Genomic DNA, 23,231 nt, shown 5'->3' on the forward strand with positions numbered 1-23,231 from the left:
GAGGTCCTTAATCGATCACGCCGAAGAGCACGAACAGCGGGGGCAGCACGAAGCCGACCGCCACGACCAGGGCCACGGCGATCGCGACGGTGTTCGCGGTCCGACGGGCGCTGGTCGTGCTCGTCCAGCCCAGGGTCTGCGAGGCGCTCCAGATGCCGTGCCGCAGGTGCATGCCGAGCGCCACCATCGCGGCGACGTAGATCAGGGTCAGCCACCACGTCTGGAAGGAGTCGACCACGAGGGCGTACGGGTTGTGCTTGATGTCCGGCCCGTTGCCCTGGTCACCGACGTTGATCTTGGGGTTGGTGAAGTTCAGGATGTGCCAGATCACGAACAGCAGCAGCGCGAGACCGCCCCAGCGCATCCAGCGGGCCGAGAACGTCTGCGCCACGCGCTTCTTGACCGCGTACTTCTGCGGGCGGGCGGCGCCGGCACGGCGGGCCAGCACGACGGCCGAGTACACGTGCGCGACGAGGCACAGCACCAGGACGATCTCGATGATCGTCAGCAGGCCGTGCCGCGGGAGGATCGGCTCACCGAAGGTGCGCAGGTGCTCGGAGTAGGTGTTGAACGACTCCTCCCCCGCGAACAGCTTGAGGTTGCCGTACATGTGAGCGATGACGTAGAGGACGAAGACGACGCCGCTGAGGGCCATCAGTGTCTTCAGGAAGATCGTGCTGCCGACCTTCCCCGTCCGCTTCTTCGCGGGGAGGGTGTTCGTTGCCACAAGGCGAACATTACTGCGCGCTCAGCAGCCGCCCTGCGGTGAGGGCAGCCTCACGTGACCGGGGTCACGACGAGGCGGCGCCGAAGTCGAACCGCCGGATCGAGCGCCAGACCTGGTCACGGCCGTGCTCGTAGAGGTCGAACCCGTCGACGTCGAAGCTGCACTCGTACGCCGAGAGGGTGTCGAACGCCTCGTCCAGGCCGTCCTCGTCGATGCCGTGCGCGATGGTCACGTGCGGGTGGTACGGGAAGTCCAGCTCGCGGTGCACCGGCCCCGAGCGCACCTGCCGCTCCAGCATCTCGCAGGAGCTGATGCCCTCGGCGACCGCGACGAAGACCACCGGTGACACCGGACGGAAGGTGCCCGTACCGCGCAGGGTCATCCGGAACGGCTTGGCGCCGGCGGCGATCGCGGCCAGGTGTGCGGTCAGCCGGCGCCACAGCGTGCGGTCGACCGGCGTCGGGGGCATCAGCGTGACGTGCGACGGGACGGCGTCCGCGAGCGGGTCGCCGACGTCACGACGGACCGCCTGCAGGTGCTCCCCGTGCGGGGCCGGGACGGGGACGGAGACCCCGATCGTCCTCTCCTCGCCGTTCATGAGACCGAACTCTGCCCCACGTCAGCGGGCGACGGGGACGAATCCGACGGCGTCGTACGCCCGCTGCAGGGTCACGGCGGCGACCTCCCGGGCGCGCGCGGCTCCCCGGGCGAGGACCCGGTCGAGCTCGGCGGGGTCCCCCACGAGCTCATCGACCCGCGCCTTGAACGGCGCCTGCACCTCGGCGACCAGCGCGGCGACGTCGGTCTTCAGCGCGCCGTACCGGTTCTCGCCGGCGTACTGCTCGACCAGCGCCTCGACCTTCTCGCCGGACAGGGCCGCGTGGATGCGCAGCAGGTTGGCGATGCCGGGCTTGGCCTCGGGGTCGTAGCGGACCGCGTTGTCGGTGTCGGTGACGGCCGACTTGATCTTCTTGGTGTTGACCTTGGGCTCGTCGAGCATCATCAGGTTGCCGGACTGGTTGTCGGCGGACTTGCTCATCTTGGCCGCCGGCTCCTGCAGCGACATGATCTTCGCGGTCGCGGCCGGGATGTGCGGCTCGGGGACGACGAACGTGTCGCCGTACCGCGCGTTGAACCGCTGGGCCAGGTCGCGGGTGAGCTCCAGGTGCTGGCGCTGGTCCTCGCCGACCGGCACGGCCGCCGCGTCGTACAGCAGGATGTCGGCCGCCATCAGCATCGGATAGGTGAACAGACCGACGTTGGTGCCCTCGGTGCCGCGCTTGCCCGCCTTGTCCTTGAACTGGGTCATCCGGGCGGCCTCGCCGTAGCCGGTGATGCAGTTGAGGACCCACGCCAGCTGGGAGTGCTCGGGGACGTGGCTCTGCACGAACACCGTCGAACGCTCGGGGTCGATGCCGCCCGCGAGGTACTGCGCGGCGGTGACCCGGGTGCGGCGCCGCAGCTCCTCCGGCGTGGGGTTGACCGTGAGGGCGTGCTGGTCGACCACGCAGAAGAAGGCGTCGAAGTCGTTCTGCATCCGCACCCAGCTGACCTGCGCACCGAGGTAGTTGCCCAGGTGGAGCGAGTCGTGGGTCGGCTGCATGCCCGAGAAGGTCCTCGGGCGCTCAGGGGTCGGGACGGACGGCGACATGGGGCGATTCTGCCGTGCCGGGGCACGCCGCCCGGAGGCGACCCCGTCCGAGCGGCTCCGGGCCGTACGACCAGCCGGGGACAGGACCGATGTCGGATCCTGTTTACTTGTGCGAGATGCGGGCGATCCCGGGAGCTGTGACCGGGCGGACGAGGGAGGCCGAGATGCTGGCACGACAGCGGCAGGAGCTGATCCTGCGAGAGGTCGAGGAGAACGGCGGCGTACGCGTCTCCGAGCTGGTCACCACCCTTGGTGTGTCCGACATGACCGTGCGGCGCGACATCGAGACGCTCGCCGGCAAGAAGCTGGTCATGAAGGTGCACGGCGGCGCCACCGCCATCGGCGACCGCCACCCCGACGAGCCGGGGTTCTCGGTGAAGTCGGAGATGAACCCGGTGCAGAAGTCGGAGATCGCCCGGACCACCGCCTCGCTGATCGGACCCGGCAGCACCATCGCCGTGTCGGCCGGCACCACCGCGTACGCCGTCGCCGTCGAGCTGCGGCCCATCAAGCGGCTGACGGTGGTCACGAACTCACCGCGCGTCGCCGAGCTCCTCTACGATCCCGTCCGCGACGACCAGCTCGTCGTGCTCACCGGCGGGGTGCGGACGCCGTCGGACGCACTCGCCGGTCCGGTCGCGAACGCCATGCTCGCGACGATGCACGTCGAGACGCTCATCCTCGGCGTGCACGGCATCGACATCGCCGCGGGACTGACGACGCCGAACCTGCAGGAGGCACAGACCAACCGGGCGCTGATCAAGTGCGCCCAGAAGATCGTCGTCGTCGCCGACCACAGCAAGTGGGGCGTCGTCGGGCTCCAGACGATCGCCACCCTCGACCAGGTGGACACCCTCGTCACCGACGCCGAGCTCGGTGACGACGCGCGCCGGGCCATCGCCGACCTGGACGTCCACCTGATCGTGGCCCCGCGCAGCGATCACGACGACGCCGCCGTCGGCGAGTAGTCGCTACTCCCGGCGCGAGGCCAGGCGCTCGGTGAAGAAGTCCAGGACGATCTCGCCCCGCATCCGCCGGTGGACCGGGGACCCGCTGCGCGACATCTCGTGGTCCTCGCCGGGGAACCGGTAGAACGTCACGTCCTTGCCGAGCAGCCGCAGCACCAGGAACAGCTCCTCGGCCTGGCTGACCGGGCAGCGCAGGTCGTCCTCGGCGTGCAGGATCAGCAGTGGCACGTCGATGTCCTTGGCGTACCGCATCGGGGACATCGCGGCGTACGCCCCGGGGTCCTCGGCGACGTTCACGCCGAGGTAGACCTGGAACGCGCCGCCGATGTCGGAGGCGGCCTCCTCGCTGACCATGTTGTTGACCGCCCGCTCGGAGCAGACCGCCCTGAACCGGTCGCTGAACCGGCCGGCCAGCGTCGTCGCCATGTACCCGCCGTAGCTGCCGCCCAGCATGCCGACCCGCTCGCGGTCGCAGAACGCGTAGGTGTCGAGGGTGTGGTCGAGCACCGCCATGACGTCGTCCACGTCGACCGACCCCCAGCCGGTGCCGGGGATGGTGGGGTGCTTCGGCCCGACGATCGACTGCCCCCACACGGTGTCGCGTCCGCTGCCGCCGCGCGGGTTGCTCATCAGGACGACGAAGCCGGCGGCCGCCTGCATCTGGGCCTCGTCGAAGAACGTCTCGCCGTACTGGGTGAACGGGCCGCCGTGCACGTTGAGCAGCACCGGGTAGCGGCGGGACTCCTCGAAGTCGTCGGGTCGCATGATCCACGCGTCGATCTCGCCCGAGCCGTCGGTGCACGGCACGGCAAACCTCTCCCAGCCGCGCAGGGACCGGGTGAGCCCCGTGATCTGACGGTCGAGGGTGACCAGCTCGGCCGGGCGCTCCACCCGTGCCTGCGCCATCGCGACGGTCCCACCGGCAGCCGAGAAGCCTTGCACCACAACGGGTCCCGAGGTCAGTGGTTTCGGGTCGGACGAGCCGTCGGCCGTCACCTCGTACACGTGGACCTCGCCGCGGTCCTCGGCCGTGGCGAGCAGCGTCGTGTCCCCGGTCCAGACCGGCGGACGCACCCCGGGGTACGGCGCGAACGAGCGGTCCAGCCCGGTGGACACCCACGTGATGCCGTCGTCGCCGGCGAGCGGGAGCACGCCGACGCGGGAGTTCTGCGGCTCGGTGCGCGGGTCGTCGTACCCGAGCAGCGCCACCCGGGTGCCGTCCGGGGAGACCGACGGGCTGCCGTACACCCCGGTCTGCGAGGTCAGCGCGCGGATCTCGCCGTCGAGCGGCACCAGGTAGAGGTCCTCGGCCAGGTCGAGGTCCCAGCCCTCGTGCCGCTTCGCCGAGGTGACCACCGCGCTGGAGTCGGGCAGCCAGGAGATGCCACCGTGCTGGTACGGGCCCGGCGTGAGGTTGCGCGGCGTGCCGGTGCCGTCCGCCGCGACGACGTACACGTGCGCGGGCCGGTCGGCGATCCAGCCCTCGCCGTTGAGCCGGGTGAACAACGTCTCGATCCGTCGGGGCGGCTGCCAGCTCTCGTCCTTGGCGTCGTAACGGGCGTCCCGCGTCCGGCTGATGAAGGCCAGCCGACGGCCGTCCGGCGACCAGCGCAGGTCCTCGAAGCCTTCGTCCAGCGTCGCGACCGTACGGGTCTCCCCCGGACCGCCGACCGGAAGGACGTGGAGGGTCGCCTTCTCCTCCTTCTCGCTGCGCTTGGCGGTGAACGCCAGGAAGCGGCCGTCCGGCGACCACTGCGGCTGCCCGTCGTGCGGCCCGGCCGTCACAGGTGCGGGATCGCCGTCGGGGCCGCTGAGCCAGACGCGGGACCGCGTGGTGTTCTCGTCCAGGTCGATGGTCGAGACGACGAAGGCGATCCGCCGGCCGTCGGGCGCGACCTCGGGCGCGGAGACCCAGGTGCGGTCGTGGAGCAGGTCGGTGAGCATCGCCGCGAACGGCGACCGCTCCTTCTCGGAAGTGCGCGAGTCAGCCACGCCCTGACGGTAGACCCGCGGGCTCGTGGCCCGACGCCGGCTCGAAGATCACGAATCGATAACGACCAGAGCGAGGTCTTGTGACGTAGATCACTTCGTTATCAACTGCCCATGGCTGCGCCCGCAGCCCACATCCGGTCGGGACCGTCACCCCTCGGATCCCCCCACGGGTGCGCACACGGCGAATCATCGCTGGAGGAAGACGTGCATCTGACTGCCCCCAAGGTGCTCGGGGCCGCTGCGGCCCTCGGGCTCAGCCTCAGCCTCGCACCCACGAGTCACGCCACATCGGCGCCACCACCTGGCCCGTCAACAGAGCTGTCGACCGCCGGCCGGCACGAGCTGCCCAACCCGTTGGAGAGCAAGCGGCGGGCCCTGCGCCAGGAGGCGCTGACCAAGATCATCAACGGCCAGGCCAAGCCCGAGCGACGAGGCACCAGCACGGTGCTCAAGGTGGGCTCCGGAGCCGAGAGCGTCAAGGCCGACAAGTCCGGAAGACGCACCGCCGCGAAGAAGGGCAAGGACCAGTACGTCGAGCTGTCGCGGGAGAAGACCGACCGGATCTTCGTCGTCCTCGCCGAGTTCGGGAACCAGCGCGACCCCCGGTACCCCGACAAGGACATCAACCCGGCGACCCCTGGACCCGTCACCTGGAACGGTCCGCTGCACAACCAGATCCCCCAGCCGAACCGCGCCGACAACAACCGCACGATCTGGCAGCCGGACTACAACCGCCAGCACTACCAGGACCTGTACTTCGGCACCGGCGGGGCACCCGGGTCCGGCAAGGCCCCGGAGTCGGTGCGCCAGTACTACGAGCGCCAGTCCTCCGGTCGCTACAGCGTGTCGGGCACGGTGACCGACTGGGTCAAGGTGCCCTACAACGAGGCCCGCTACGGCCGGTCCACCGACCCGAACGAGGGCAAGGCGGGCGACGACCCGAACGTGTGCGGTGCCGTTGCCTGCTCCAACACCTGGAACCTCGTCGACGAAGCCGTCGACACCTGGGTCACCGAGCAGCGAGCGATGGGCCGCACCGAGGCGCAGATCAAGGCGGAGCTGAAGACGTTCGACGTCTGGGACCGGTACGACTACGACGGCGACGGCAACTTCAACGAGCCGGACGGCTACATCGACCACTTCCAGATCGTGCACGCCGGCGGCGACGAGGCCGACGGCGATCCGCAGCAGGGTGAGGACGCCATCTGGTCGCACCGCTGGTACGTCGACCAGGCCGGCACCGGGTCCACCGGCCCCAGCACCAACAAGCGCGGAGGCGCGCAGGTCGGGACCACCGGGCTGTGGGTCGGCGACTACACCATCCAGCCGGAGAACGGAGGCATGAGCGTCTTCGCCCACGAGTACGGGCACGACCTCGGTCTGCCGGACCTCTACGACACCAACCGCAACGATCCTGGCGGCAACGGCGTCGACTGGTGGTCGATCATGGCGCAGAGCCGCCTGAGCGCACCGAACGACCAGGGCATCGGTACCCGCGCCGGCGACTTCGGCGCCTGGGAGAAGCTGCAGCTGGGCTGGCTCGACTACGAGACCGTGCTCCCGAGCCAGAACCGCACGCTGCAGCTCGGCCCGCACGAGTACAACAGCCCACGCGCCCAGGCCGTGGTGGCGGTGCTGCCCAAGAAACCGGTGACCACGGCGCTGGTCCAGCCCTTCGCGGGCAGCAAGACCTGGTGGAGCGGCAGCGGCGACGACCTCGACAACACCATGACCCGCCAGGTGGCGCTGCCCGCCGGGTCGCCGGCGTCGTTGACGATGCAGGCACAGTGGGACATCGAGGACTGCGGCAGCGACGCCTGCGACTACGCCTACGTCCAGGTCGACACCGGATCCGGCTGGACCGCGATCCCGGGCAGCATCACCAAGGCGGCCGAGGGCAACGGGATCGACGGCAAGAGCACCGGGTGGACACCCGCCACCTTCGACCTGTCGGCGTACGCCGGTAAGACGATCGGGCTGCGCCTGCGGTACGCCACCGACGGAGCCGCCGGTGGCAAGGGCTTCTTCGCCGACGAGATCGCGGTGAGGTCCGGGTCGACCACCCTCGTCTCCTCCGGCGCGGAGGCCTCGCCTGAGGGCTGGACACTGGCCGGCTTCTCCTCCGTGGGGGCGACCGTCACGAACAGCTTCGACAACTACTACATCGCCTCTCACCGGGACTACGTGTCGTTCGACAGGTACCTGCAGTCGGGTCCCTACAACTTCGGCTACGCGAACACCAAGCCGAACTTCGCCGAGCACTTCCCCTACCAGGACGGTCTGCTGGTGAGCTACTGGGACACCAGCTACACGAACAACAACACCACGCAGCACCCCGGCAACGGACTGATCCTGCCGATCGACGCGAACGCCCGTCCGCTCGTCCGGCTGGACGGCACGTACTGGCGCTCCCGCGTCGCCGGGTACGACGCGCCGTTCTCCCGGGAGAAGTCGGACTCGATCACGCTGCACGTCAACGGTCAGCCCAACTACATCCGGGGCCAGGCCGCGCAACCCACGTTCCGCGACAACGGACAGTACTGGTACGCCGAGACGCCCTACACCGGCGTCAAGGTGCCGAACAACGGTGTGAACATTAGCGTGCTCAACCAGCAGGGCACGACGATGAAGGTCAAGATCTCTCAGCGCCGCTAGGAGGCCGGGCACAGGGCCGGGAGGACTCGTCCTCCCGGCCCTCTGCCGTCTCCGCGGGGGTCCGCGGAGACGACGTCAGTCGTGCGGCGCGAACTCGTCGATCAGCGGGACGACGTCGGCGATGGAGTCGACCACCCGCGTCGGGACGAACGGGTGGCGGTCCACCTGGTGCGGGCGGGTCGAGCCGGTCAGCACCAGGATGGTGCGCAGACCCGCCTCCAGCCCGCTCACGACGTCGGTGTCCATCCGGTCGCCGATCATGACCGTGGTCTCGGAGTGCGCGTCGATCCGGTTGAGGGCACTGCGCATCATCAGCGGGTTCGGCTTGCCGACGTAGTACGGCTCGACACCGGTCGCCTTGGTGATGAGCGCGGCGATGGAGCCGGTCGCGGGCAGCGGGCCCTGGGGGCTGGGGCCGGTCGCGTCGGGGTTCGTCGCGATGAACCGGGCGCCGTCACCGATGAGGCGGATCGCGCGGGTGATCGCCGAGAAGGAGTACGTCCGGGTCTCGCCGAGGACCACGTAGTCGGGGTCGCGCTCGGTCAGGACGTAGCCGGCGTCGTGCAGCGCGGTGGTCAGCCCCGCCTCGCCGATGACGTACGCCGACCCGCCCTCGCGCTGGTCCTGCAGGAACTTGCCGGTCGCGAGTGCGGAGGTCCAGATGGCCTCCTCCGGGATGTCGATGCCGGAGGCCTGCAACCGCGCGCGCAGGTCGCGGCGGGTGTAGATGGAGTTGTTGGTCAGCACCAGGAACCGTCGGCCGGTCTCCTGCAGCCGGTGCAGGAAGTCCGCGGCGCCGGGGATCGCCTGCTCCTCGTGCACGAGGACGCCGTCCATGTCGGTCAGCCAGCACTCGACGGGCTTGCGGTTCGTCATGGTCGTCAGTCTCCCGCGTACCGGGCCGAACTCACAGGAGGTAGTCGACGACGACCGCGGCGTGGTCGCTCCACCGCTCGGCGTACGTGGGCGCCCGCCCAACCTCGGCGTGCTTCACCAGCGCGCCGAGGGTGGGACTGACGATCTGGTAGTCGATGCGCCAGCCGGCGTCGTTGTCGAACGCCTTGCCCCGCCAGGACCACCACGTGTACGGCCCGTCGACCTCGCCGGCGAACGTCCGGCCGACGTCGACCCAGCCGTCCTCGAACCAGCGCGTCAGCCGCGCCTGCTCCTCGGGCAGGAAGCCGGCCTTGCCGCGGTTGCCCTTCCAGTTCTTCAGGTCGCGCTCGGTGTGGCACACGTTGAGATCGCCCGTCACGACCGCGTGCTCCTCGCGCAGGTCGGTGAGCCGGGCGGTGATCGCGTCCAGCAGCGCGTACTTGTCGGTCTGCTTCGAGGTGCCGGCCTCGCCCGTGTGCACGTACGTGGAGGCGACCGTCACCGGCACGCCCTCGGCCGTCCGGACGACGGCCTCGATCCACCGGCCCTCGTCGACGAGCCCGGGCAGCCGGGTGCTCGCGCTGAGGACGGGCAGCCGACTCAGCACGGCCACGCCCGCCCGGCCCGCGGACGGACCGGGCGCGGCGACGACGTCCCAGGACTCGAAGGCCGTCCCCTTCAGGCTCGCGCCGAGCTGGTCGGCGTCGGCACGCACCTCCTGCAGGGTGACCACGTCGGCCTGCTGCGCGGCGAGCCAGTCCAGCCCGCCGCGCCGTACGGCCGCGCGAATCCCGTTGACGTTGGCCGTGATCAGGCGCACCTGATCAGGCCGCCATCGCCTTCTGGAGGTTCTCGTCCAGGGCGGCGAGGAACTCCTCGGTCGTGAGGTACGGCTGGTCCTTGCTGACCAGCAGGGCGAGGTCCTTGGTCATCTTGCCCTCCTCGACGGTCTCGACGCAGACGCGCTCGAGGGTCTCGGCGAACTGGGTGACCTCGGGCGTACCGTCCAGCTTGCCGCGGTGGGCCAGGCCCCGCGTCCAGGCGAAGATCGAGGCGATCGGGTTGGTCGAGGTCGGCTTGCCCTGCTGGTGCTGGCGGTAGTGGCGGGTGACCGTGCCGTGCGCCGCCTCGGCCTCGACGGTCTTGCCGTCGGGGCTCATCAGCACCGAGGTCATCAGGCCGAGCGAGCCGAAGCCCTGCGCGACGGTGTCGGACTGCACGTCGCCGTCGTAGTTCTTGCACGCCCAGACGTAGCCGCCCTCCCACTTCATCGCGGAGGCGACCATGTCGTCGATCAGGCGGTGCTCGTAGGTCAGGCCGAGCGCGTCGAACTGATCCTTGAACTCGGTGTCGAAGATGCGCTGGAAGATGTCCTTGAACGCACCGTCGTACGCCTTGAGGATCGTGTTCTTGGTCGACAGGTAGACCGGGACCTTGCGCTGCAGGCCGTAGTTGAACGACGCCCGGGCGAAGTCCTCGATGGAGCGGTTGTAGTTGTACATCGCCATCGCGACACCACCGGAGGCGTCGTACTCGGCGACGTCGAGCTCCAGCGGCGTGCTGCCGTCGGCGGGCGTGTAGGTGATGGTGACCTTGCCGGCGCCGGGGACCTTGAAGTTCTGCGACTTGTACTGGTCGCCGTGGGCGTGGCGGCCGATGATGATCGGCTTGGTCCAGCCCGGCACCAGGCGCGGGATGTTGCTGATGATGATCGGCTCGCGGAAGATCACGCCGCCGAGGATGTTGCGGATGGTGCCGTTCGGGCTCTTCCACATCTCCTTGAGGCCGAACTCCTCGACGCGGGCCTCGTCCGGGGTGATCGTCGCGCACTTCACGCCGACGCCGAACTCCTTGATGGCGTTGGCGGAGTCGACCGTGACCTGGTCGTCGGTCGCGTCGCGGTTCTCGATGCCCAGGTCGTAGTACTTCAGGTCGACGTCCAGGTACGGGTGGATCAGCCGGTCCTTGATGAACTGCCAGATGATGCGCGTCATCTCGTCACCGTCGAGCTCGACGATGGGATTCTTGACCTTGATCTTCTCCATGCTGACTTCTGGCTCCTGTGGGGTGAGGCTGATTCGGCGCGCAACGGCGGCCCCAGCAGGCTACGCCCCTCGCTCGTCCGCGCGTGAATCGGCTGGACTGCTCCGTACCGCGTGCCACGGCGGTTCGTCGTCGCGGTAGCGCGACCACCGGTACGGGATCTCGGCCGCCGGGTTCGAGCGGCGCACGTCCATCGTGGCCGGGAAGCGTCGCCCCGCGAGGTCTCGGGCCACCAGCTCAACCGTCGGCCAGTCGGGAGGCGCGCCCGCGACCTCCCGGTGTGCCACGTCGACGGCTCGCAGGGTGTGACCTGTGGTCGCCAGCGCGGCGAGGACCGCACCCAGTGTCACGCCGGCCGCGTCTGCCTCCAGCCTGCCGACCATGCTCTTGCTGAGCCCGATCTGCTCGCTCAGCTCGCGCTGGCTCAGACCCAACTCCCGGCGGTGGCGGCGCAGCAGCATCGCGATCTCGGCGACGGCGTCGATGTCCGCGCGGGCACGCTGCACCTCGACCGCGAACGTGGGCTCGACCCTTCGGCCGCACCGCCAGGGCATCTTCAGCTGGATCAGGCCGGCGGGCGCCACGGGGAAGTCGAGGTCCATGCCACCGACCCTGCTCGACCGCCCCCTCGCTGTCCGACCGGCGATCCGAGCTGTGGATGATGACGCCGCCGGTCGAGGGATGTGGACGGCGCGCGCGTCGGGCCGTACTCGCCCGCACGCACTGTGCGTTGCCCACGCTGTGCGCTGCCCCGCGGTTCTTGCCCTGCCTCACCGGGCCAATCTGCGAGCGGCAGAGCCCCCCGCAACCTGCTGTGCACTGCCCCGCGGTTCTTGCACTGCCTCACCGGGCCAATCTGCGAGCGGCAGAGCCCCCCGCAACCTGCTGTGCACTGCCCCGCGGTTCTTGCACTGCCTCACCGGGCCAATCTGCGAGCGGCAGAGCCCCCGCAACCTGCTGTGCGCTGCCCCACCGTTTGCACTGCCCCACCGTTTGCACTGCCCCACCGTTTGCACTGCCCCGCCGGGTTGCTGCCTCAGTGACGGGGCAGCGCACAGCAGCCGCCCGAGAAAACCCGTCGCGGACGACACCGTCTCCAGCCATAGGGCAGCGCACAGCAGCCGCGCGCCCCCGCGAGGGTCAGGCGAGCGGGGTGCGGCCCGCGCGGGTGATCGTGGCCCGCGCGAGCGAGTCGACCGAGTCGACGATCCGTGCGTCACTGCTCAGCCGGTGCTCGTCGTAGGCGACCGACAGCTCGGTGCAGCCCAGCACCACGGCCGTACAACCGCGCTCGACCATCGCGTCCACGAGCCGCAGCAGCGCGTCCAGGTCGGTGGGCAGACCCGCCTTGACCTGGCCGTAGATGATCCGCATGACCTCGCGCTGCTCGTCGTCGGTCGTGTCGACCGGATCTGCGCCGAGACCGCGGACGGCCCGGGCATAGATGCCGGCGGCGCGGGTGCCGTCGGTGGCCAGGATGCCGACCCGGGCAGAGCCGTCGCCGGATCGCGAGCGCGCCCGCTCGACCGCGGCCGCAGCCGTCACGTCGACGATGTCGATCATGGGGACGTCGACCTGGGCGGTCACCCCGTGCAGGAACTCGTGCGCGGTGTTGCACGGCACCGCGATCAGCTCCGCGCCGATCGCCTGCAGCCGCAGGGCGTCCGCGAGCAGCACGGGCGTCGGGTCCGGCGCCGACGCGTCCTTGATGCGCGCCGTGCGGTCGGGCGTGGTCGAGTGGCTCAGCAGCACCGCGTCCAGCTGCTCCTGGTCCGACGACGCCGGCGTGAGCAGGGTCAGGACGCGCAGGAAGGTCGCCCCGGCCAGCGGGCCCAGGCCGCCCATGATGCCGACGACCGGGCTCGACCAGCCCTGGTCCGCGGACACGCGCACCTGGGTCTCGAGACGGCTCGCCCTGGGGGGCTCGCCTCCTCGACCAGCGGAGTCGTTGCTCACGCCGGCTGCCCGTCACGGTCCCGCTTGGGCGGCGGGTAGACACGCGCGTACTTGCGCACCTGGTTGACGCCGTACGCGAGGACGTAGGCCCAGCGCCTGGGGTTCGGGTCCCGGACGTACATCATCGGGTTGGTCACCCGGCCGCGGGCGGCCATGCCGATCACCTTGCGGCGCAGGTCGTTCGGCAGGTAGCGCAGCAGCAGCGGCACCGGCAGCGAGGTGTAGAGCTCCTCCTTGGACGACTCCAGCAGCGCCGGCTCGTCGGACAGGTCAGAACCCTCGACGTACTCCTCGACGTAGTACCGGACCGGGTTGTGACCCGAGGCGGTGACGTAGAAGTTGGAGCGGCCCAGGCGCGGGTTCAGCTCGAAGAACTTGGTCCGCCCGTCGCGCGGGTCGTACTTGAGGTCGAAGTTGGCGTAGCCGCGCCAGCCGACGTGCTCCAGGAGCCGCTTGGCCTCCTGGACGACCTCGTGGTTCTCACCGGTGACGATCGCCGCCGGCACGCCGAGCGTGGCCGGCAGATGCTCCTCCATCAGCACGTGCCCGTACGACGCGAACCGCACGGCGCCGCTCTTGTCGCTGTAGCAGGTGAGGATCCGCATGCCCTCGTCCAGGCCGGGGATCATGTCCTGGAGGATGAAGGTGCCCGGGTAGCCGCTGTCGTGGACCCGCTGCATCAGGTCCATCAGCTCCTCGCGCGAGGCGGCGGTGTGGACCTTCTGCTTCCCCGGGAAGTCGTACTGGTGGTAGAGCGCGCTGTTGCCGGTCTTGGCGATGATCGGGAACTTCAGCCCGGCCAGCAGCTCGGCGTCGTCGCGCAGCTGCGGGTGGCGGGCCACCTCGTACACGACGGTCTGCGGGTGGGCGATGGCCAGCTCGCCGCACAGCTCGCTGAACTGCGCCTTGTCGGTCATCCGCTCGATCAGCGCCAGGTCGGGGTACGGGATGGTGAAGCGCGGCTCCAGCTTGTGCCGCAGCTCCACGATGCGACGGACCAGGAAGTCGGTGCTGGACAGCAGGATCAGCGGGGTCTCGCCGAACCGCTGCCCCAGCTCGAGCAGGTGCGCGACCAGGGCGTCCGCGTCGTCCAGGTCCGACACCTGCGAGGTCTCGATGATCCGCGAGTTGGCCACCGGCCCGGCACCGAGCCGCGACACCGCGACCGACACCACGTCGTACTCCTCGTGGAAGCTGCGCGCCAGGCTGTACGTGGAGGCGTCCGCGCCGAGCAGGACGGGGACGAAGCGCTGGGTGTCGGGTACTCGCGTCACGGTGGACCACCCTACGGCCCGCCGGCGCGACCGGCTCCACCGACGCGAGACCGACGATCAGCGTTTTCCCTTGCGCTGCTACGGTCCGAGGCGTTAATGCACGCCTTGCCCGAAGGGATCATCGTGACCACCACGCCCATCAAGGTTGCCGTGACCGGTGCTGCCGGCAACATCGGCTACAGCCTTCTCTTCCGCATCGCCAGCGGTGCCCTGTTCGGGCCGGAGCAGCCGGTCGAGCTGCGGCTGCTGGAGATCACCCCCGCGCTGAAGGCCCTCGAGGGCGTCGTCATGGAGCTGGACGACAGCGCGTTCCCGACCCTCGCCGGCGTCCAGATCGGCGACGACCCGAACACCGTCTTCGACGGCGTCAACCACGCCCTCCTCGTCGGCGCGCGCCCGCGCGGTCCGGGCATGGAGCGCGGTGACCTGCTCGAGGCCAACGGTGGCATCTTCGCCCCCCAGGGCAAGGCGCTGAACGACCACGCGGCCGACGACGTCAAGGTCACGGTGACCGGCAACCCGGCCAACACCAACGCCCTCATCGCGCAGAGCAACGCCCCCGACATCCCGGCGTCGCGCTTCTCCGCGCTCACCCGTCTGGACCACAACCGGGCGATCGCCCAGCTCGCGGCCAAGACCGGCGCGACCGTGGCGGACATCAAGAAGATGACGATCTGGGGCAACCACTCCGCCACCCAGTACCCCGACCTGTTCCACGCCGAGGTCAAGGGTCAGAACGCCGCCCAGCTGGTCAACGACCAGGAGTGGCTGGAGGGCACCTACATCCCGACCGTGGCCAAGCGCGGCGCGGCGATCATCGACGCCCGTGGCGCCTCGTCCGCCGCGTCCGCCGCGTCGGCGACCATCGACCACGCCCGCGACTGGCAGCTCGGCACCGCCGACGGCGACTGGGTCTCGATGGCCGTCCCGTCCGACGGCTCGTACGGCGTGCCCGAGGGCCTGATCTCCTCCTTCCCGGTCACGATCTCCGGTGGCGAGTGGAGCATCGTCCAGGGCCTGGACATCGACGACTTCTCCCGCGGCAAGATCGACGCCTCGGTCAAGGAGCTCGAGGACGAGCGCGAGACGGTCAAGAAGCTCGGCCTGCTCGGCTGACGCGACGACGTACGACGAAGGCCCGGTCCGCGTGCGGACCGGGCCTTCGTCGTCCCTGGAGTCAGGGCAGCTTGACCTGCTCGAAGATGACCGCGATCGCGGCGGCGAGCGCCTGAGGTGCTGCAGCGTGCTAGAATCGGTCCCCGCCGAAGAACTTGGCCTCCAGCGCATCCGCCGTTCTCATGACCAGTTCGAAAGGCTCCTCGAACTCGTCGACATCCAGCGTTCCGAGCGGCACAGCGTGCTTCACGCACAACATGTCCGCGTACTGCACGACTCCCCCGGCCACGTACTCGGATGCCTCGCGGAGCACGATCTGCAGGTCGACCTGTGCCGCCGAGCCGAAGGGTGATGCGATGATCGCCCAGTCCTGAGAGCTCGAAGGCATCTGCGCCCTTGAGACCATGACGACCTGGGAGCGATGGTTGTCCAGCCTGAACAACAGCTCGAGAAAAGTTCCGTCGTCGTTCTTGATCTTGTAGGTGTTCCGGATGTAGCCGGCCAGGTCTTCCCAACGTGCCATGTCTTCGTCTCCCCTGTGAGCCGTGTGAGCCGTACGAGCGGGTCTCAGTGATGAGAACGAGCGCCTTGAGACGCTGCGTCCTCTCCGGTCGTGACCTGATCCTGGCCGAGCGAGTCACCGCTCGCCTGTCCCGAAATTCCACTACATCCGGTTCGGACGAACAGGCGAGCGCGCAGTTCAAGTCCCGAGAAAGCAGGACTCCACCCAACGGCGCGACCCGCATACGGTCCCTACTGCCAAGAACCACCAGATAGAGGAGGACGTCATGAACAAGTGCACGAAGTGTTACCGGCCTCTGCACGACTGCTCTGACTGCAAGGGGGGGACGTTGAAGGACTTCGGGAACTCACTCACCTGCAGCACGTGCAACACCACGGGTCTCGTCTGCTCCGAGCACGGTGGCCACCACGGGCACCGGTGATCCGACCGGCGTTGCCATGGTCGAGCTCATCGCGACGGTCATCGCCATCGTCCTCGGTGGCTACGCGGACCTCTGCGTACAGCACGCCGTGATCGTCGTCGTGCCGAGCGGGAGTTGTGCCGTGACGTGATGGCGAGTCGGCTCGCGGCTCAACGCCAACGGCTCATCCGGCAGCAGCTGCTGCTCCGACCGGCACAACGAGCACCACCTACCCTCGAGGCCGGCGCTTCCGGGGAGAAGCGTCGGCCTCGAGTCACAGGTCGAGGTGTCCGTCGCGCGTCGCCTCCCATACGCTCCCGTACGCGTTGGCGACCGGCCGGCCCAGCTGGGCGTAGCGTCCGGCGATCCGCTGGAGGTAGGTGTCCACGGTGTGCGCGGACACCGGAGGCTCCATGTGACGACCGATCGCCTTCTTGGGGATGCCGTCCGCCAGCAGACGCAGCACCGTCAACTCGCGCGGTGCTAGGTGGCTGACCAACGACGCGTCGTGCGCCAGGGAGTCGGCGAGGTGGCTGGACGTGCCGAACTCCCCCGCGGCGACCTGGCGGATCGTTGCGGCGAGTGTGTCCACGTCATCGGACTTCAAGATGAGGCCGCGCGCTCCGAGCCGGATCAGGCTTTGCGCCCGCGCGGGTCGCAGCTCCGCGGTGAAGAGCACGACTGGGACGCCTGCCCCCGTCAGCAGGTGCACTCGTTCCTCGGCCGGCACGTCACCTGGGACGCTGATGTCGAGCAGCACCAGATCGAGGTCTTGGACCGACGGGAGCATGTCGGCCACACACGCGGCCACCTGAACCAGGCTGATGTCGTCCGCCTGCTCGGCGAGCACGCTCATGACGCCGCGCAGCACTACAGGATGGTCGTCGATCGCGCCGACTCTGATGTTTCCCCGCGTAGAAGCGCGGTCGGGCATGGCGGGACCTCCTGGTAGTGACGCACGTCGTCGGGGCAGGTCGGTGAAGAAGGTGCGTCCGGTGGTGGGGCGATGATGCACTGCGTGCTATCCGCGTCGTGGACGACCTCGACGCCGAGCATCGCCCGCGCGGCGCGTCGCAGGGTCTCACTGCCAGGAATCACGGTGACGGTGAGGCGTTCGCCTCCTGCGGCGGTCGTCGTACGGATCGTGACTGTCGATCCTGAATGAGGCGGGACGTACCCGAGGAGGGTGCCCAGCCGGTGCGCCGACGGGAGTCCCGCGTCCAGCCGCAGCTGTACACGCCACCCCCCGCTCCGTAGCCGCCACAGCGCCCTTCGCACCTCCTGGTGCACGGGGCGCCCGAGCTCGAGAGTGTCCCGCACCTCACCTTCCAGCGCCGCAGCGCGAGCCGCAACCGCAACGCCCGACAACGGCTGCGCTCCGCGAGCCACCGCATCGCACAGCGGGAGAACTTCTAGCCGCAGGTACTCCGCACGCTCACGCAGATCAGCCTCCTTCACCCGCAGCCGGGTGGTGCGGGCGCTCACGCGCAGGATCCGCTCCTCCTCGATCTCCGCGCGTCCCTGGATGCGGTCGCAGAGAATTCGAAGGATGTACGCACACAGGATGGGTAGAGCGGGAGCGGCCAGCACCGAAGCCTGAGCCGCGATGGCGGACGGTCCACCGCCCGCCTCGCACAGCCAGAACGCCACGACCACGACGAGCGCGAGCGCGGGTGGGACCGACTCGCGCAGCGGACGAAAGAAGATCACGGCCAGGACGAGCGGACAGAGCCCTCCTGCGAGCCAGTACAGGCCGCCGTCGGAGAAACCCGGTGGCAGCGCACTGCCATCCACCCACGCAGCAACGACTGCAGACCAGCCGGCGATGCTGGTTGGCCCCGTCAGCCGGCCTGGCCGAAGAAGCCGTGTGGCGACCGCCAACCACAGGAGGGCACCCAGGATCGTGGCAAGGACCGGCAGTGCGGGGTCGGCGAGGAGTGGGCTCTTCCACCAGCTGAACCAGACCGCCATGGCCACGGTCGGGGTGGCGCTCAGCACGAATGCGCTGCTCAGCCCGTCGATGAAGGCCAGTCGGGTCGCCCGCGGTACCGAGTCGACCTCAGGCGACCAGGTAAGGCGGACCCTACAGCCCCGCGACGGTGACGAGACGACCTCGCAGGTGCCGCCGATGTCCCGCATTCGCTCGTTCATCGACAGCCGTACGCCGAGCCCGGCCCCGGTGTCGTCGAACCCCTCGCCGTGATCGGTGACCTCCACCGTGATCGTCGTACCCGATCGAGTTGTTGTCACCCACGCCTCGTCGACGTAGGCGTGGCGTCGCGTGTTGCTGAGCGCCTCCCGCGTCGCGGAACCGATGGCGTGGGCGACCTCCGCCGGAACCCAGGCGGGCACGCCGGTGAGTGTCACAGCCAGCCCGAGATCGCGTGCCGCGGCGCGTAACTGCGGGGCGAGCGCCACGGGGCCGGAATCCGGCACCCCCTCCAGTTCTTCACGGAAGACGGCGCACGCGCGCCGGCACAGCGCCCGGACCTCGGACGCCGGGACGGATCCTGTGGGGAGAGTGAGCACCTTGAGCGCCTGCAGGACGTGATCGTGCACGATCCGGTCGACCTCCCTGCGCTGTGCTGTGGCTGTGCGGAGCTCGAGCTCATGTCGATGACGAGTCCGCCGATCCTGCAGCAGTGCGTCGTAGGAACGGAGGACACGGCGGATACCCTTCATCGCCCACGTGAGAGTGGCCGGGATGACCAGCAGAAAGCCCCCGTCGGTAGCCGCGACCTCTGCCGCCTTCCAGGACGGCCCGGCATTCAGAAGGCTGGCGAGCCCGTACGCGCAGGCCAGCGCCGCCGAGGCACCCATGCACTGACGACTCGGCAGGACGACCGCAAGGGCGACCACCGGGACGAGCATCCACGGGTATACCCACGATCCGCCGCTGGGCTGCTGGGCATCGGCGAGCGGGAGGAGGACGACACCGGTCGCGCCCACAGCCGTCGCGCTGCACACCATGAGCGGACCCGCTCGCTCGACCGCGAGCGCCGCGGACAGGAGGAGCGCGTCCAGGAGCAGCAGACCGACGACCCCGCGGGCCGAGTTCGTCCGAGGTAAACCCTGCTGGAGCAGCATGGCGCTGCCACTGACCGTGTTGCCGACCGTCAGGAGGATCGACAACGCTCGCACACTCAGCTCGAACGTGTCGCTCCACGACCGGCTCCGCTCCTGGAGCGCCATGGGCCCGATGGTAAGAAGCGGCCACCCGCGACACCGGACTTCTTACGCGCCGGCCGCCGCAGGGCAAGATCACTCCTCACTCATCGGGCTCGGCAGCCCGCCGGTCAGTCCGAGCGGCCGCGCCTCGCCCAGAACCAGAGCGAAGGAGGTGGTCCCGGACATGCTCACCCTGATCTCCCGCCGAAGCGCCTGGACCACATCAAGGTCGAGCGGCACCGCCCTACCGAACGGCACGGACTGCGACCAGAACTTTCATCCGCCGGCGAAGACCTCCACGGTTTGCGGTGCGCGTAGGGTCGTCGGACTCGTTGTGGAGAGCCGGGGTGGAGCGCAACCGCCGGTAGTTCTTACCGAGTGATAGGCCATCATTTCGTCGAGGATGTCGAAGGAGTCGCCCGGGGCGCACCGCCTTGAACGCCAGCGACCGTCCCCCTGATCCCGGCCAAGCCAGACCCGACCACTCGCCTCCGTGCCGACCAGCATCTCGAGGACGTACGTGATCCCCGGCGCACGTTCCGTCATCTACAGGAAGTCGGGTCGGCCGCCTCAAGTGTCACGTCCGGTGACGTCGGGTCGGCGAGGCGAGTGATCAGGCCTCGATCAGGGCAGCTTGACCTGCTCGAAGATGACCGCGATCGCGGCGGCGAGCGCGACGTACATCACGGCGTCCAGGAACCGCGACCGGACGGCGACGCCGGCGCACAGCGAGCCCGGTAGCACCAGTCTGGCCAGCGCGGCGAGGACGAGGACGGCGGCCAGGAGGTAGCCGCCGGTGCGCAGCGGACCGACCACCATGACCGTCACGGCCACAGCACAGCCGCTCGCCAGGAACCACCAGACCGGCCCGAGCCGGCTGGGGATCACCGGGGCTGCCGCTCGGCGTTGGCCACGACGTTGGTGAGCAGCATGGCCCGCGTCATCGGGCCGACGCCGCCGGGGTTCGGGGACAAGAAGCCGGCGACCTCGGCCACGTCCTCGGCGACGTCGCCGGCGATCTTCCCGTCGACGCGCGAGACCCCGACGTCGAGCACCGCCGCGCCGGGCTTGACCATCGCCTTGGTGATCAGACCGGGGACGCCGGCCGCCGCCACGACGATGTCGGCCCGCCGGACGTGGTCGGCGAGGTCGCGGGTCCCCGTGTGGCAGAGGGTGGTCGTCGCGTTCTCCGACCTGCGGGTGAGCAGGAGGCCGAGCGGGCGACCGACGGTGAGACCACGGCCGACGACCACGACGTCGGCGCCGGCGATCGGGACGCCGTACCGGCGCAGCAGCTCGATCGCACCGATCGGCGTGCAAGGCAGCGGCCCGTCCTCGCCGAGGACGAGCTTGCCGAGGTTGACCGGGTGCAGGCCGTCGACGTCCTTGTCCGGGTCGACCCGCGACAGCAGCGCGAACTCGTCCAGACCCGTGGGCTGCTGGACCAGGAAGCCGGTGCACGCGGGGTCGGCGTTGAGCTCGTCGATGACCGCCTCGACCTCGGCCTGCGTGGCGGTGGCGGGCAGGTCGCGCCGGATGGAGGTGATGCCGATCGAGGCGCAGTCCTGGTGCTTCGCACCGACGTACCAGCGCGAGCCGGGGTCGTCCCCGACGAGGACGGTGCCGAGGCCGGGCGTGACGCCCCGGGCCTGGAGAGCGGCGACCCGGCGGCGCAGCTCGTCCTTGATCGTCGCCAGCGTGGCCTTACCGTCCATCAGGGTCGCAGTCACGGGCCCTTATCCTGCCACGGTGACTTCCGCGCCCGACTGGACGTTGCAGACCGTCCCGTACGAAGACCCCACCGCCCAGCGGCTGGTGGCCGAGCTCAACGCCGACCTGGCCCAGCGGTACGGCGGTGGCGACGCGACCCCGGTTCAGCCTGCCCAGTTCGCCCCGCCCTCCGGCACGTTCCTCGTGGCCTCCGACGAGACGGGGCCGATCGGCTGTGCCGGCGTGCGGATCAACGGCGCCGACGCCGAGCTGAAGCGGATGTTCATCCGGCCCTCCCGTCGTCGCGAGGGCCACGCTCGGCGGCTGCTGGCGGCCATCGAGGAGTACGCCCGCGGCCGTGGGTTCAGCCGGGTGATCCTGGAGACCGGCATCGCCCAGCCCGAGGCGATCGCCCTGTACGAGAGCGCCGGCTACGTGCCGATCCCCTCGTACGGCTACTACCGGGACGAGCCCGACTGCCGCTGCTACGCCCGCTGGATCTGATCGCCGTTCACTAGCCGGCGAGGAAGGACAGCCGCACGCTGCGGTCGAGGTTGTCCACATTGAGGTCGACCAGGCAGATGCTCTGCCAGGTGCCGAGGGCGAGCCGGCCGCCGATGACCGGCACGGTCGCGTACGGCGGGATCAGCGCGGGCATGACATGGGACCGGCCGTGACCGCGACTGCCGTGCCGATGCGTCCAGCGGTCGTCCGCCGGCAGCAGCTCGCGCAGCGAGGCGAGCAGGTCGTCGTCGCTGCCCGCGCCGGTCTCGATGATCGCGATGCCGGCCGTCGCGTGCGGGACGAACACCTGCAGCAGGCCGTCGCCCTCGTCCGCGACGAAGTCCTGGCAGTCGCCGGTGATGTCCAGGACGGCCTCGCGGTCGCCCGTGCGGTACTCCTGGGTCGTCGAGCGCATGCCCTCATCCTGACGTGAATCTCGCGCGGCGTCAGCCGACGCCGAGGGCGTGCTCGACCTGCTCCAGGTCCGGGTCGCGCAGGCCCACGCAGTCCAGGTCCCAGAACACCTGCGGGTACACCAGGGTGCCAATCATCCATTCCTGCGCGGCGGGCAGAGGGAGCACCTGGAACGCCGGGGCCGGGACCCGCAGGCTCGGACGTCGATGACCGCGCTCCTCCCCCGACTCGAACCCGAAGCGTGCGTAGTACCCCGGCGCTCCCTCCAGGAACACCATCGGCCACGCGCTCGCCCGCAGCTCCTCCAGCGCCCACCGGATCAGGCCGCTCCCGATGCCGCGCCCCTGAGCGGCCGGTGCGACCGAGACCGGGCTGAGGACCAGGACGTCGACGAGCGCCCGCCGGGTGTCCAGCAGCGCCCGCGTGAACGCGACATGACCGACGATGCCCCCGTCGTCCTCCGCCACGAACGACAGGTCGAGCCAGGCCGGCGAGAGGCGCATCGCGTCGACCAGCGCGGGCACCTTCTGGTCGCCGAACGCGTCGGCGACCACTCCTCGTACGGCGTCGTGGTCGTCCGCCCGCTCGGAGCGGTGGGTGGTCATCGGACTGCTGCCACGGCGGTCGGCGCGGTCTCGGTGCGGGCGGCCCACTCCCGGTCGAGGATCGCGTAGGTGTAGCCGTCGAGCCAGCCGAGCTCGGCGTGCCAGGAGTCCTCGACGCCGTACTGCTCGCGCCGCATGCCGAGCGACTCCATGATCTTCCAGGACGGCGTGTTGTCGGCGAAGCAGCCGGCGGTCACGCGGTGCAGCCCGAGCTCGTCGAACGCCGCCGCCACCATGCTCGCCGCGGCCTCCTTCGCGTAGCCGTGACCGGCGTACGCGGTGTCGAAGATGTAACCGAGCAGCCCCTCGGAGCGGGGCGACGGCCCGGCCTTGTCCTGGCCCATCCCGTCCTGGACCTCGATGCTGCACCAGCCGATCACCGCGCCGTCGAGCTCGACCACGGCGGGGTGGTCGAGCGGGTCGGCGACGCCGTCGGCCCACGCCTGCGTGAACGCGGCCGGGTCGACCTCGGTCCTCAGCAGCCAGCGCCACACGTCGGGGTGGTTGCGGATCTGCAGCAGCCGGCCGGCGTCCTCCGCGCGGTACGGCCGCAGGACGAGGCGTCGAGTACGCCGGGGCCAGGTCACGGAAGGTGAGGTCACCGGACCAGGAGTAGCACCGAGCGGCGGCCGCCTCCAACCGGATTACG

At 69.8% G+C, this 23,231-nt stretch carries 23 protein-coding genes; 5 read left to right on the forward strand and 18 right to left on the reverse strand.

The genetic code is table 11. The features are described from left to right. Nucleotides 1-7 precede the first annotated feature (7 nt). The 3 genes from P4R38_RS02345 to trpS all read right to left on the reverse strand — a co-directional run bounded on the left by P4R38_RS02345 (nt 8) and on the right by trpS (nt 2,378). Nucleotides 8-727 (reverse strand): succinate dehydrogenase cytochrome b subunit, encoded by a 720-nt coding sequence (locus P4R38_RS02345; protein ID WP_275239738.1) that lies wholly within the window; start codon nt 725-727, stop codon nt 8-10. A gap of 64 nt (nt 728-791) precedes the next feature. Then, a complete protein-coding gene (locus P4R38_RS02350) occupies nt 792-1,325 on the reverse strand; it encodes a 2'-5' RNA ligase family protein (protein ID WP_277190882.1) in 534 nt (177 codons plus the stop codon). Nucleotides 1,326-1,346: 21 nt separating this feature from the next. Then, nucleotides 1,347-2,378 (reverse strand): tryptophan--tRNA ligase, encoded by a 1,032-nt coding sequence (trpS, locus tag P4R38_RS02355; RefSeq protein WP_277190883.1) that lies wholly within the window; start codon nt 2,376-2,378, stop codon nt 1,347-1,349. A gap of 164 nt (nt 2,379-2,542) precedes the next feature. Between trpS and P4R38_RS02360 the strand changes: the two genes are divergently transcribed. After that, entirely contained in the window at nt 2,543-3,346 is an 804-nt protein-coding gene (locus P4R38_RS02360) for a DeoR/GlpR family DNA-binding transcription regulator (protein WP_275239741.1), read from the forward strand. A 3-nt stretch (nt 3,347-3,349) separates the two neighbouring features. Here P4R38_RS02360 and P4R38_RS02365 read toward each other — a convergent pair whose 3' ends face one another. After that, the gene (locus tag P4R38_RS02365) at nt 3,350-5,338 is read right to left on the reverse strand and encodes a S9 family peptidase (protein WP_277190884.1); all 1,989 of its coding nucleotides are present in this window, start codon (nt 5,336-5,338) and stop codon (nt 3,350-3,352) included. Nucleotides 5,339-5,542: 204 nt separating this feature from the next. On the opposite strand from P4R38_RS02365, the gene P4R38_RS02370 reads away from it, so the two are divergent. Then, nucleotides 5,543-7,993, forward strand: a complete 2,451-nt coding sequence (locus P4R38_RS02370) for an immune inhibitor A domain-containing protein (protein ID WP_277190885.1) — start codon at nt 5,543-5,545, stop codon at nt 7,991-7,993. Nucleotides 7,994-8,068: 75 nt separating this feature from the next. Here P4R38_RS02370 and P4R38_RS02375 read toward each other — a convergent pair whose 3' ends face one another. From P4R38_RS02375 to P4R38_RS02400, 6 genes are all read right to left on the reverse strand, one after another. Beyond that, nucleotides 8,069-8,869, reverse strand: a complete 801-nt coding sequence (locus P4R38_RS02375; RefSeq protein ID WP_275239746.1) for an HAD-IIA family hydrolase — start codon at nt 8,867-8,869, stop codon at nt 8,069-8,071. 31 nt (nt 8,870-8,900) lie between these two features. Continuing rightward, on the reverse strand, nt 8,901-9,689 hold the full coding sequence (locus P4R38_RS02380; RefSeq protein WP_277190886.1) for an exodeoxyribonuclease III: 789 nt from the start codon (nt 9,687-9,689) through the stop codon (nt 8,901-8,903). A 4-nt stretch (nt 9,690-9,693) separates the two neighbouring features. Then, nucleotides 9,694-10,914, reverse strand: a complete 1,221-nt coding sequence (locus P4R38_RS02385) for an NADP-dependent isocitrate dehydrogenase (protein ID WP_275239749.1) — start codon at nt 10,912-10,914, stop codon at nt 9,694-9,696. A 60-nt stretch (nt 10,915-10,974) separates the two neighbouring features. After that, a complete protein-coding gene (locus P4R38_RS02390) occupies nt 10,975-11,514 on the reverse strand; it encodes a helix-turn-helix domain-containing protein (protein ID WP_275239751.1) in 540 nt (179 codons plus the stop codon). A gap of 538 nt (nt 11,515-12,052) precedes the next feature. Next, entirely contained in the window at nt 12,053-12,868 is an 816-nt protein-coding gene (gene cuyB, locus P4R38_RS02395) for a cysteate racemase (RefSeq protein ID WP_277190887.1), read from the reverse strand. Further along, a complete protein-coding gene (locus tag P4R38_RS02400) occupies nt 12,865-14,142 on the reverse strand; it encodes a carboxylate--amine ligase (RefSeq protein WP_277190888.1) in 1,278 nt (425 codons plus the stop codon). Before P4R38_RS02400 ends, cuyB begins: the two co-directional genes overlap by 4 nt. A gap of 123 nt (nt 14,143-14,265) precedes the next feature. Here P4R38_RS02400 and P4R38_RS02405 point away from each other — a divergent pair, with 123 nt between their 5' ends. Then, the gene (locus P4R38_RS02405) at nt 14,266-15,258 is read left to right on the forward strand and encodes a malate dehydrogenase (RefSeq protein WP_277190889.1); all 993 of its coding nucleotides are present in this window, start codon (nt 14,266-14,268) and stop codon (nt 15,256-15,258) included. A gap of 130 nt (nt 15,259-15,388) precedes the next feature. On the opposite strand, the gene P4R38_RS02410 is transcribed toward P4R38_RS02405, so the two are convergent. Further along, nucleotides 15,389-15,781 (reverse strand): hypothetical protein, encoded by a 393-nt coding sequence (locus tag P4R38_RS02410; protein WP_277190890.1) that lies wholly within the window; start codon nt 15,779-15,781, stop codon nt 15,389-15,391. Between the two features lie 398 nt (nt 15,782-16,179). Here P4R38_RS02410 and P4R38_RS02415 point away from each other — a divergent pair, with 398 nt between their 5' ends. Then, nucleotides 16,180-16,332: a hypothetical protein gene (locus tag P4R38_RS02415; RefSeq protein WP_277190891.1), complete on the forward strand. Its 153-nt coding sequence runs from the start codon at nt 16,180-16,182 to the stop codon at nt 16,330-16,332. Between the two features lie 123 nt (nt 16,333-16,455). Here the strand turns inward: P4R38_RS02415 and P4R38_RS02420 are convergent, their stop codons facing one another. The 4 genes from P4R38_RS02420 to P4R38_RS02435 form a co-directional block, all read right to left on the reverse strand. After that, nucleotides 16,456-17,115: a response regulator transcription factor gene (locus P4R38_RS02420; RefSeq protein WP_277190892.1), complete on the reverse strand. Its 660-nt coding sequence runs from the start codon at nt 17,113-17,115 to the stop codon at nt 16,456-16,458. Further along, nucleotides 17,052-19,373: an ATP-binding protein gene (locus tag P4R38_RS02425; RefSeq protein ID WP_277190893.1), complete on the reverse strand. Its 2,322-nt coding sequence runs from the start codon at nt 19,371-19,373 to the stop codon at nt 17,052-17,054. The genes P4R38_RS02420 and P4R38_RS02425 overlap by 64 nt, the downstream gene beginning before the upstream one ends. 600 nt (nt 19,374-19,973) lie before the next feature. Beyond that, entirely contained in the window at nt 19,974-20,237 is a 264-nt protein-coding gene (locus tag P4R38_RS02430; protein ID WP_275239756.1) for a DUF3017 domain-containing protein, read from the reverse strand. Beyond that, a complete protein-coding gene (locus P4R38_RS02435) occupies nt 20,234-21,079 on the reverse strand; it encodes a bifunctional methylenetetrahydrofolate dehydrogenase/methenyltetrahydrofolate cyclohydrolase (protein WP_275239757.1) in 846 nt (281 codons plus the stop codon). The genes P4R38_RS02430 and P4R38_RS02435 overlap by 4 nt, the downstream gene beginning before the upstream one ends. Before the next feature lie 19 nt (nt 21,080-21,098). Between P4R38_RS02435 and P4R38_RS02440 the strand changes: the two genes are divergently transcribed. After that, nucleotides 21,099-21,563: a GNAT family N-acetyltransferase gene (locus tag P4R38_RS02440; protein WP_275239758.1), complete on the forward strand. Its 465-nt coding sequence runs from the start codon at nt 21,099-21,101 to the stop codon at nt 21,561-21,563. A 10-nt stretch (nt 21,564-21,573) separates the two neighbouring features. On the opposite strand, the gene P4R38_RS02445 is transcribed toward P4R38_RS02440, so the two are convergent. The 3 genes from P4R38_RS02445 to P4R38_RS02455 are packed head-to-tail and all read right to left on the reverse strand — an operon-like array spanning nt 21,574 to nt 23,184. Next, nucleotides 21,574-21,978: a secondary thiamine-phosphate synthase enzyme YjbQ gene (locus tag P4R38_RS02445; protein ID WP_277190894.1), complete on the reverse strand. Its 405-nt coding sequence runs from the start codon at nt 21,976-21,978 to the stop codon at nt 21,574-21,576. A 31-nt stretch (nt 21,979-22,009) separates the two neighbouring features. After that, nucleotides 22,010-22,582 (reverse strand): GNAT family N-acetyltransferase, encoded by a 573-nt coding sequence (locus P4R38_RS02450; protein ID WP_277190895.1) that lies wholly within the window; start codon nt 22,580-22,582, stop codon nt 22,010-22,012. Next, nucleotides 22,579-23,184 carry a GNAT family N-acetyltransferase gene (locus P4R38_RS02455; RefSeq protein WP_277190896.1) on the reverse strand — a complete coding sequence of 202 codons (606 nt, stop codon included), beginning with the start codon at nt 23,182-23,184 and terminating at the stop codon, nt 22,579-22,581. The genes P4R38_RS02450 and P4R38_RS02455 overlap by 4 nt, the downstream gene beginning before the upstream one ends. Between the last annotated feature and the right edge of the window lie 47 nt (nt 23,185-23,231).

It is taken from the genome of Luteipulveratus flavus, assembly GCF_029439465.1.
Taxonomy (GTDB): Bacteria; Actinomycetota; Actinomycetes; order Actinomycetales; family Dermatophilaceae; genus Luteipulveratus; species Luteipulveratus flavus.

Bases quoted from the DNA above. Each gene is read 5' to 3' on its own strand.
- P4R38_RS02410 (WP_277190890.1), bottom strand. From the start codon at position 15,781: ATGGCACGTTGGGAAGACCTGGCCGGCTACATCCGGAACACCTACAAG.
- P4R38_RS02390 (WP_275239751.1), bottom strand. From the start codon at position 11,514: ATGGACCTCGACTTCCCCGTGGCGCCCGCCGGCCTGATCCAGCTGAAG.
- P4R38_RS02350 (WP_277190882.1), bottom strand. From the start codon at position 1,325: ATGAACGGCGAGGAGAGGACGATCGGGGTCTCCGTCCCCGTCCCGGCC.
- P4R38_RS02420 (WP_277190892.1), bottom strand. From the start codon at position 17,115: ATGCCCGACCGCGCTTCTACGCGGGGAAACATCAGAGTCGGCGCGATC.
- trpS (WP_277190883.1), bottom strand. From the start codon at position 2,378: ATGTCGCCGTCCGTCCCGACCCCTGAGCGCCCGAGGACCTTCTCGGGC.
- P4R38_RS02445 (WP_277190894.1), bottom strand. From the start codon at position 21,978: ATGCGCTCGACGACCCAGGAGTACCGCACGGGCGACCGCGAGGCCGTC.
- P4R38_RS02450 (WP_277190895.1), bottom strand. From the start codon at position 22,582: ATGACCACCCACCGCTCCGAGCGGGCGGACGACCACGACGCCGTACGA.
- P4R38_RS02375 (WP_275239746.1), bottom strand. From the start codon at position 8,869: ATGACGAACCGCAAGCCCGTCGAGTGCTGGCTGACCGACATGGACGGC.
- P4R38_RS02385 (WP_275239749.1), bottom strand. From the start codon at position 10,914: ATGGAGAAGATCAAGGTCAAGAATCCCATCGTCGAGCTCGACGGTGAC.
- P4R38_RS02425 (WP_277190893.1), bottom strand. From the start codon at position 19,373: ATGGCGCTCCAGGAGCGGAGCCGGTCGTGGAGCGACACGTTCGAGCTG.
- P4R38_RS02360 (WP_275239741.1), top strand. From the start codon at position 2,543: ATGCTGGCACGACAGCGGCAGGAGCTGATCCTGCGAGAGGTCGAGGAG.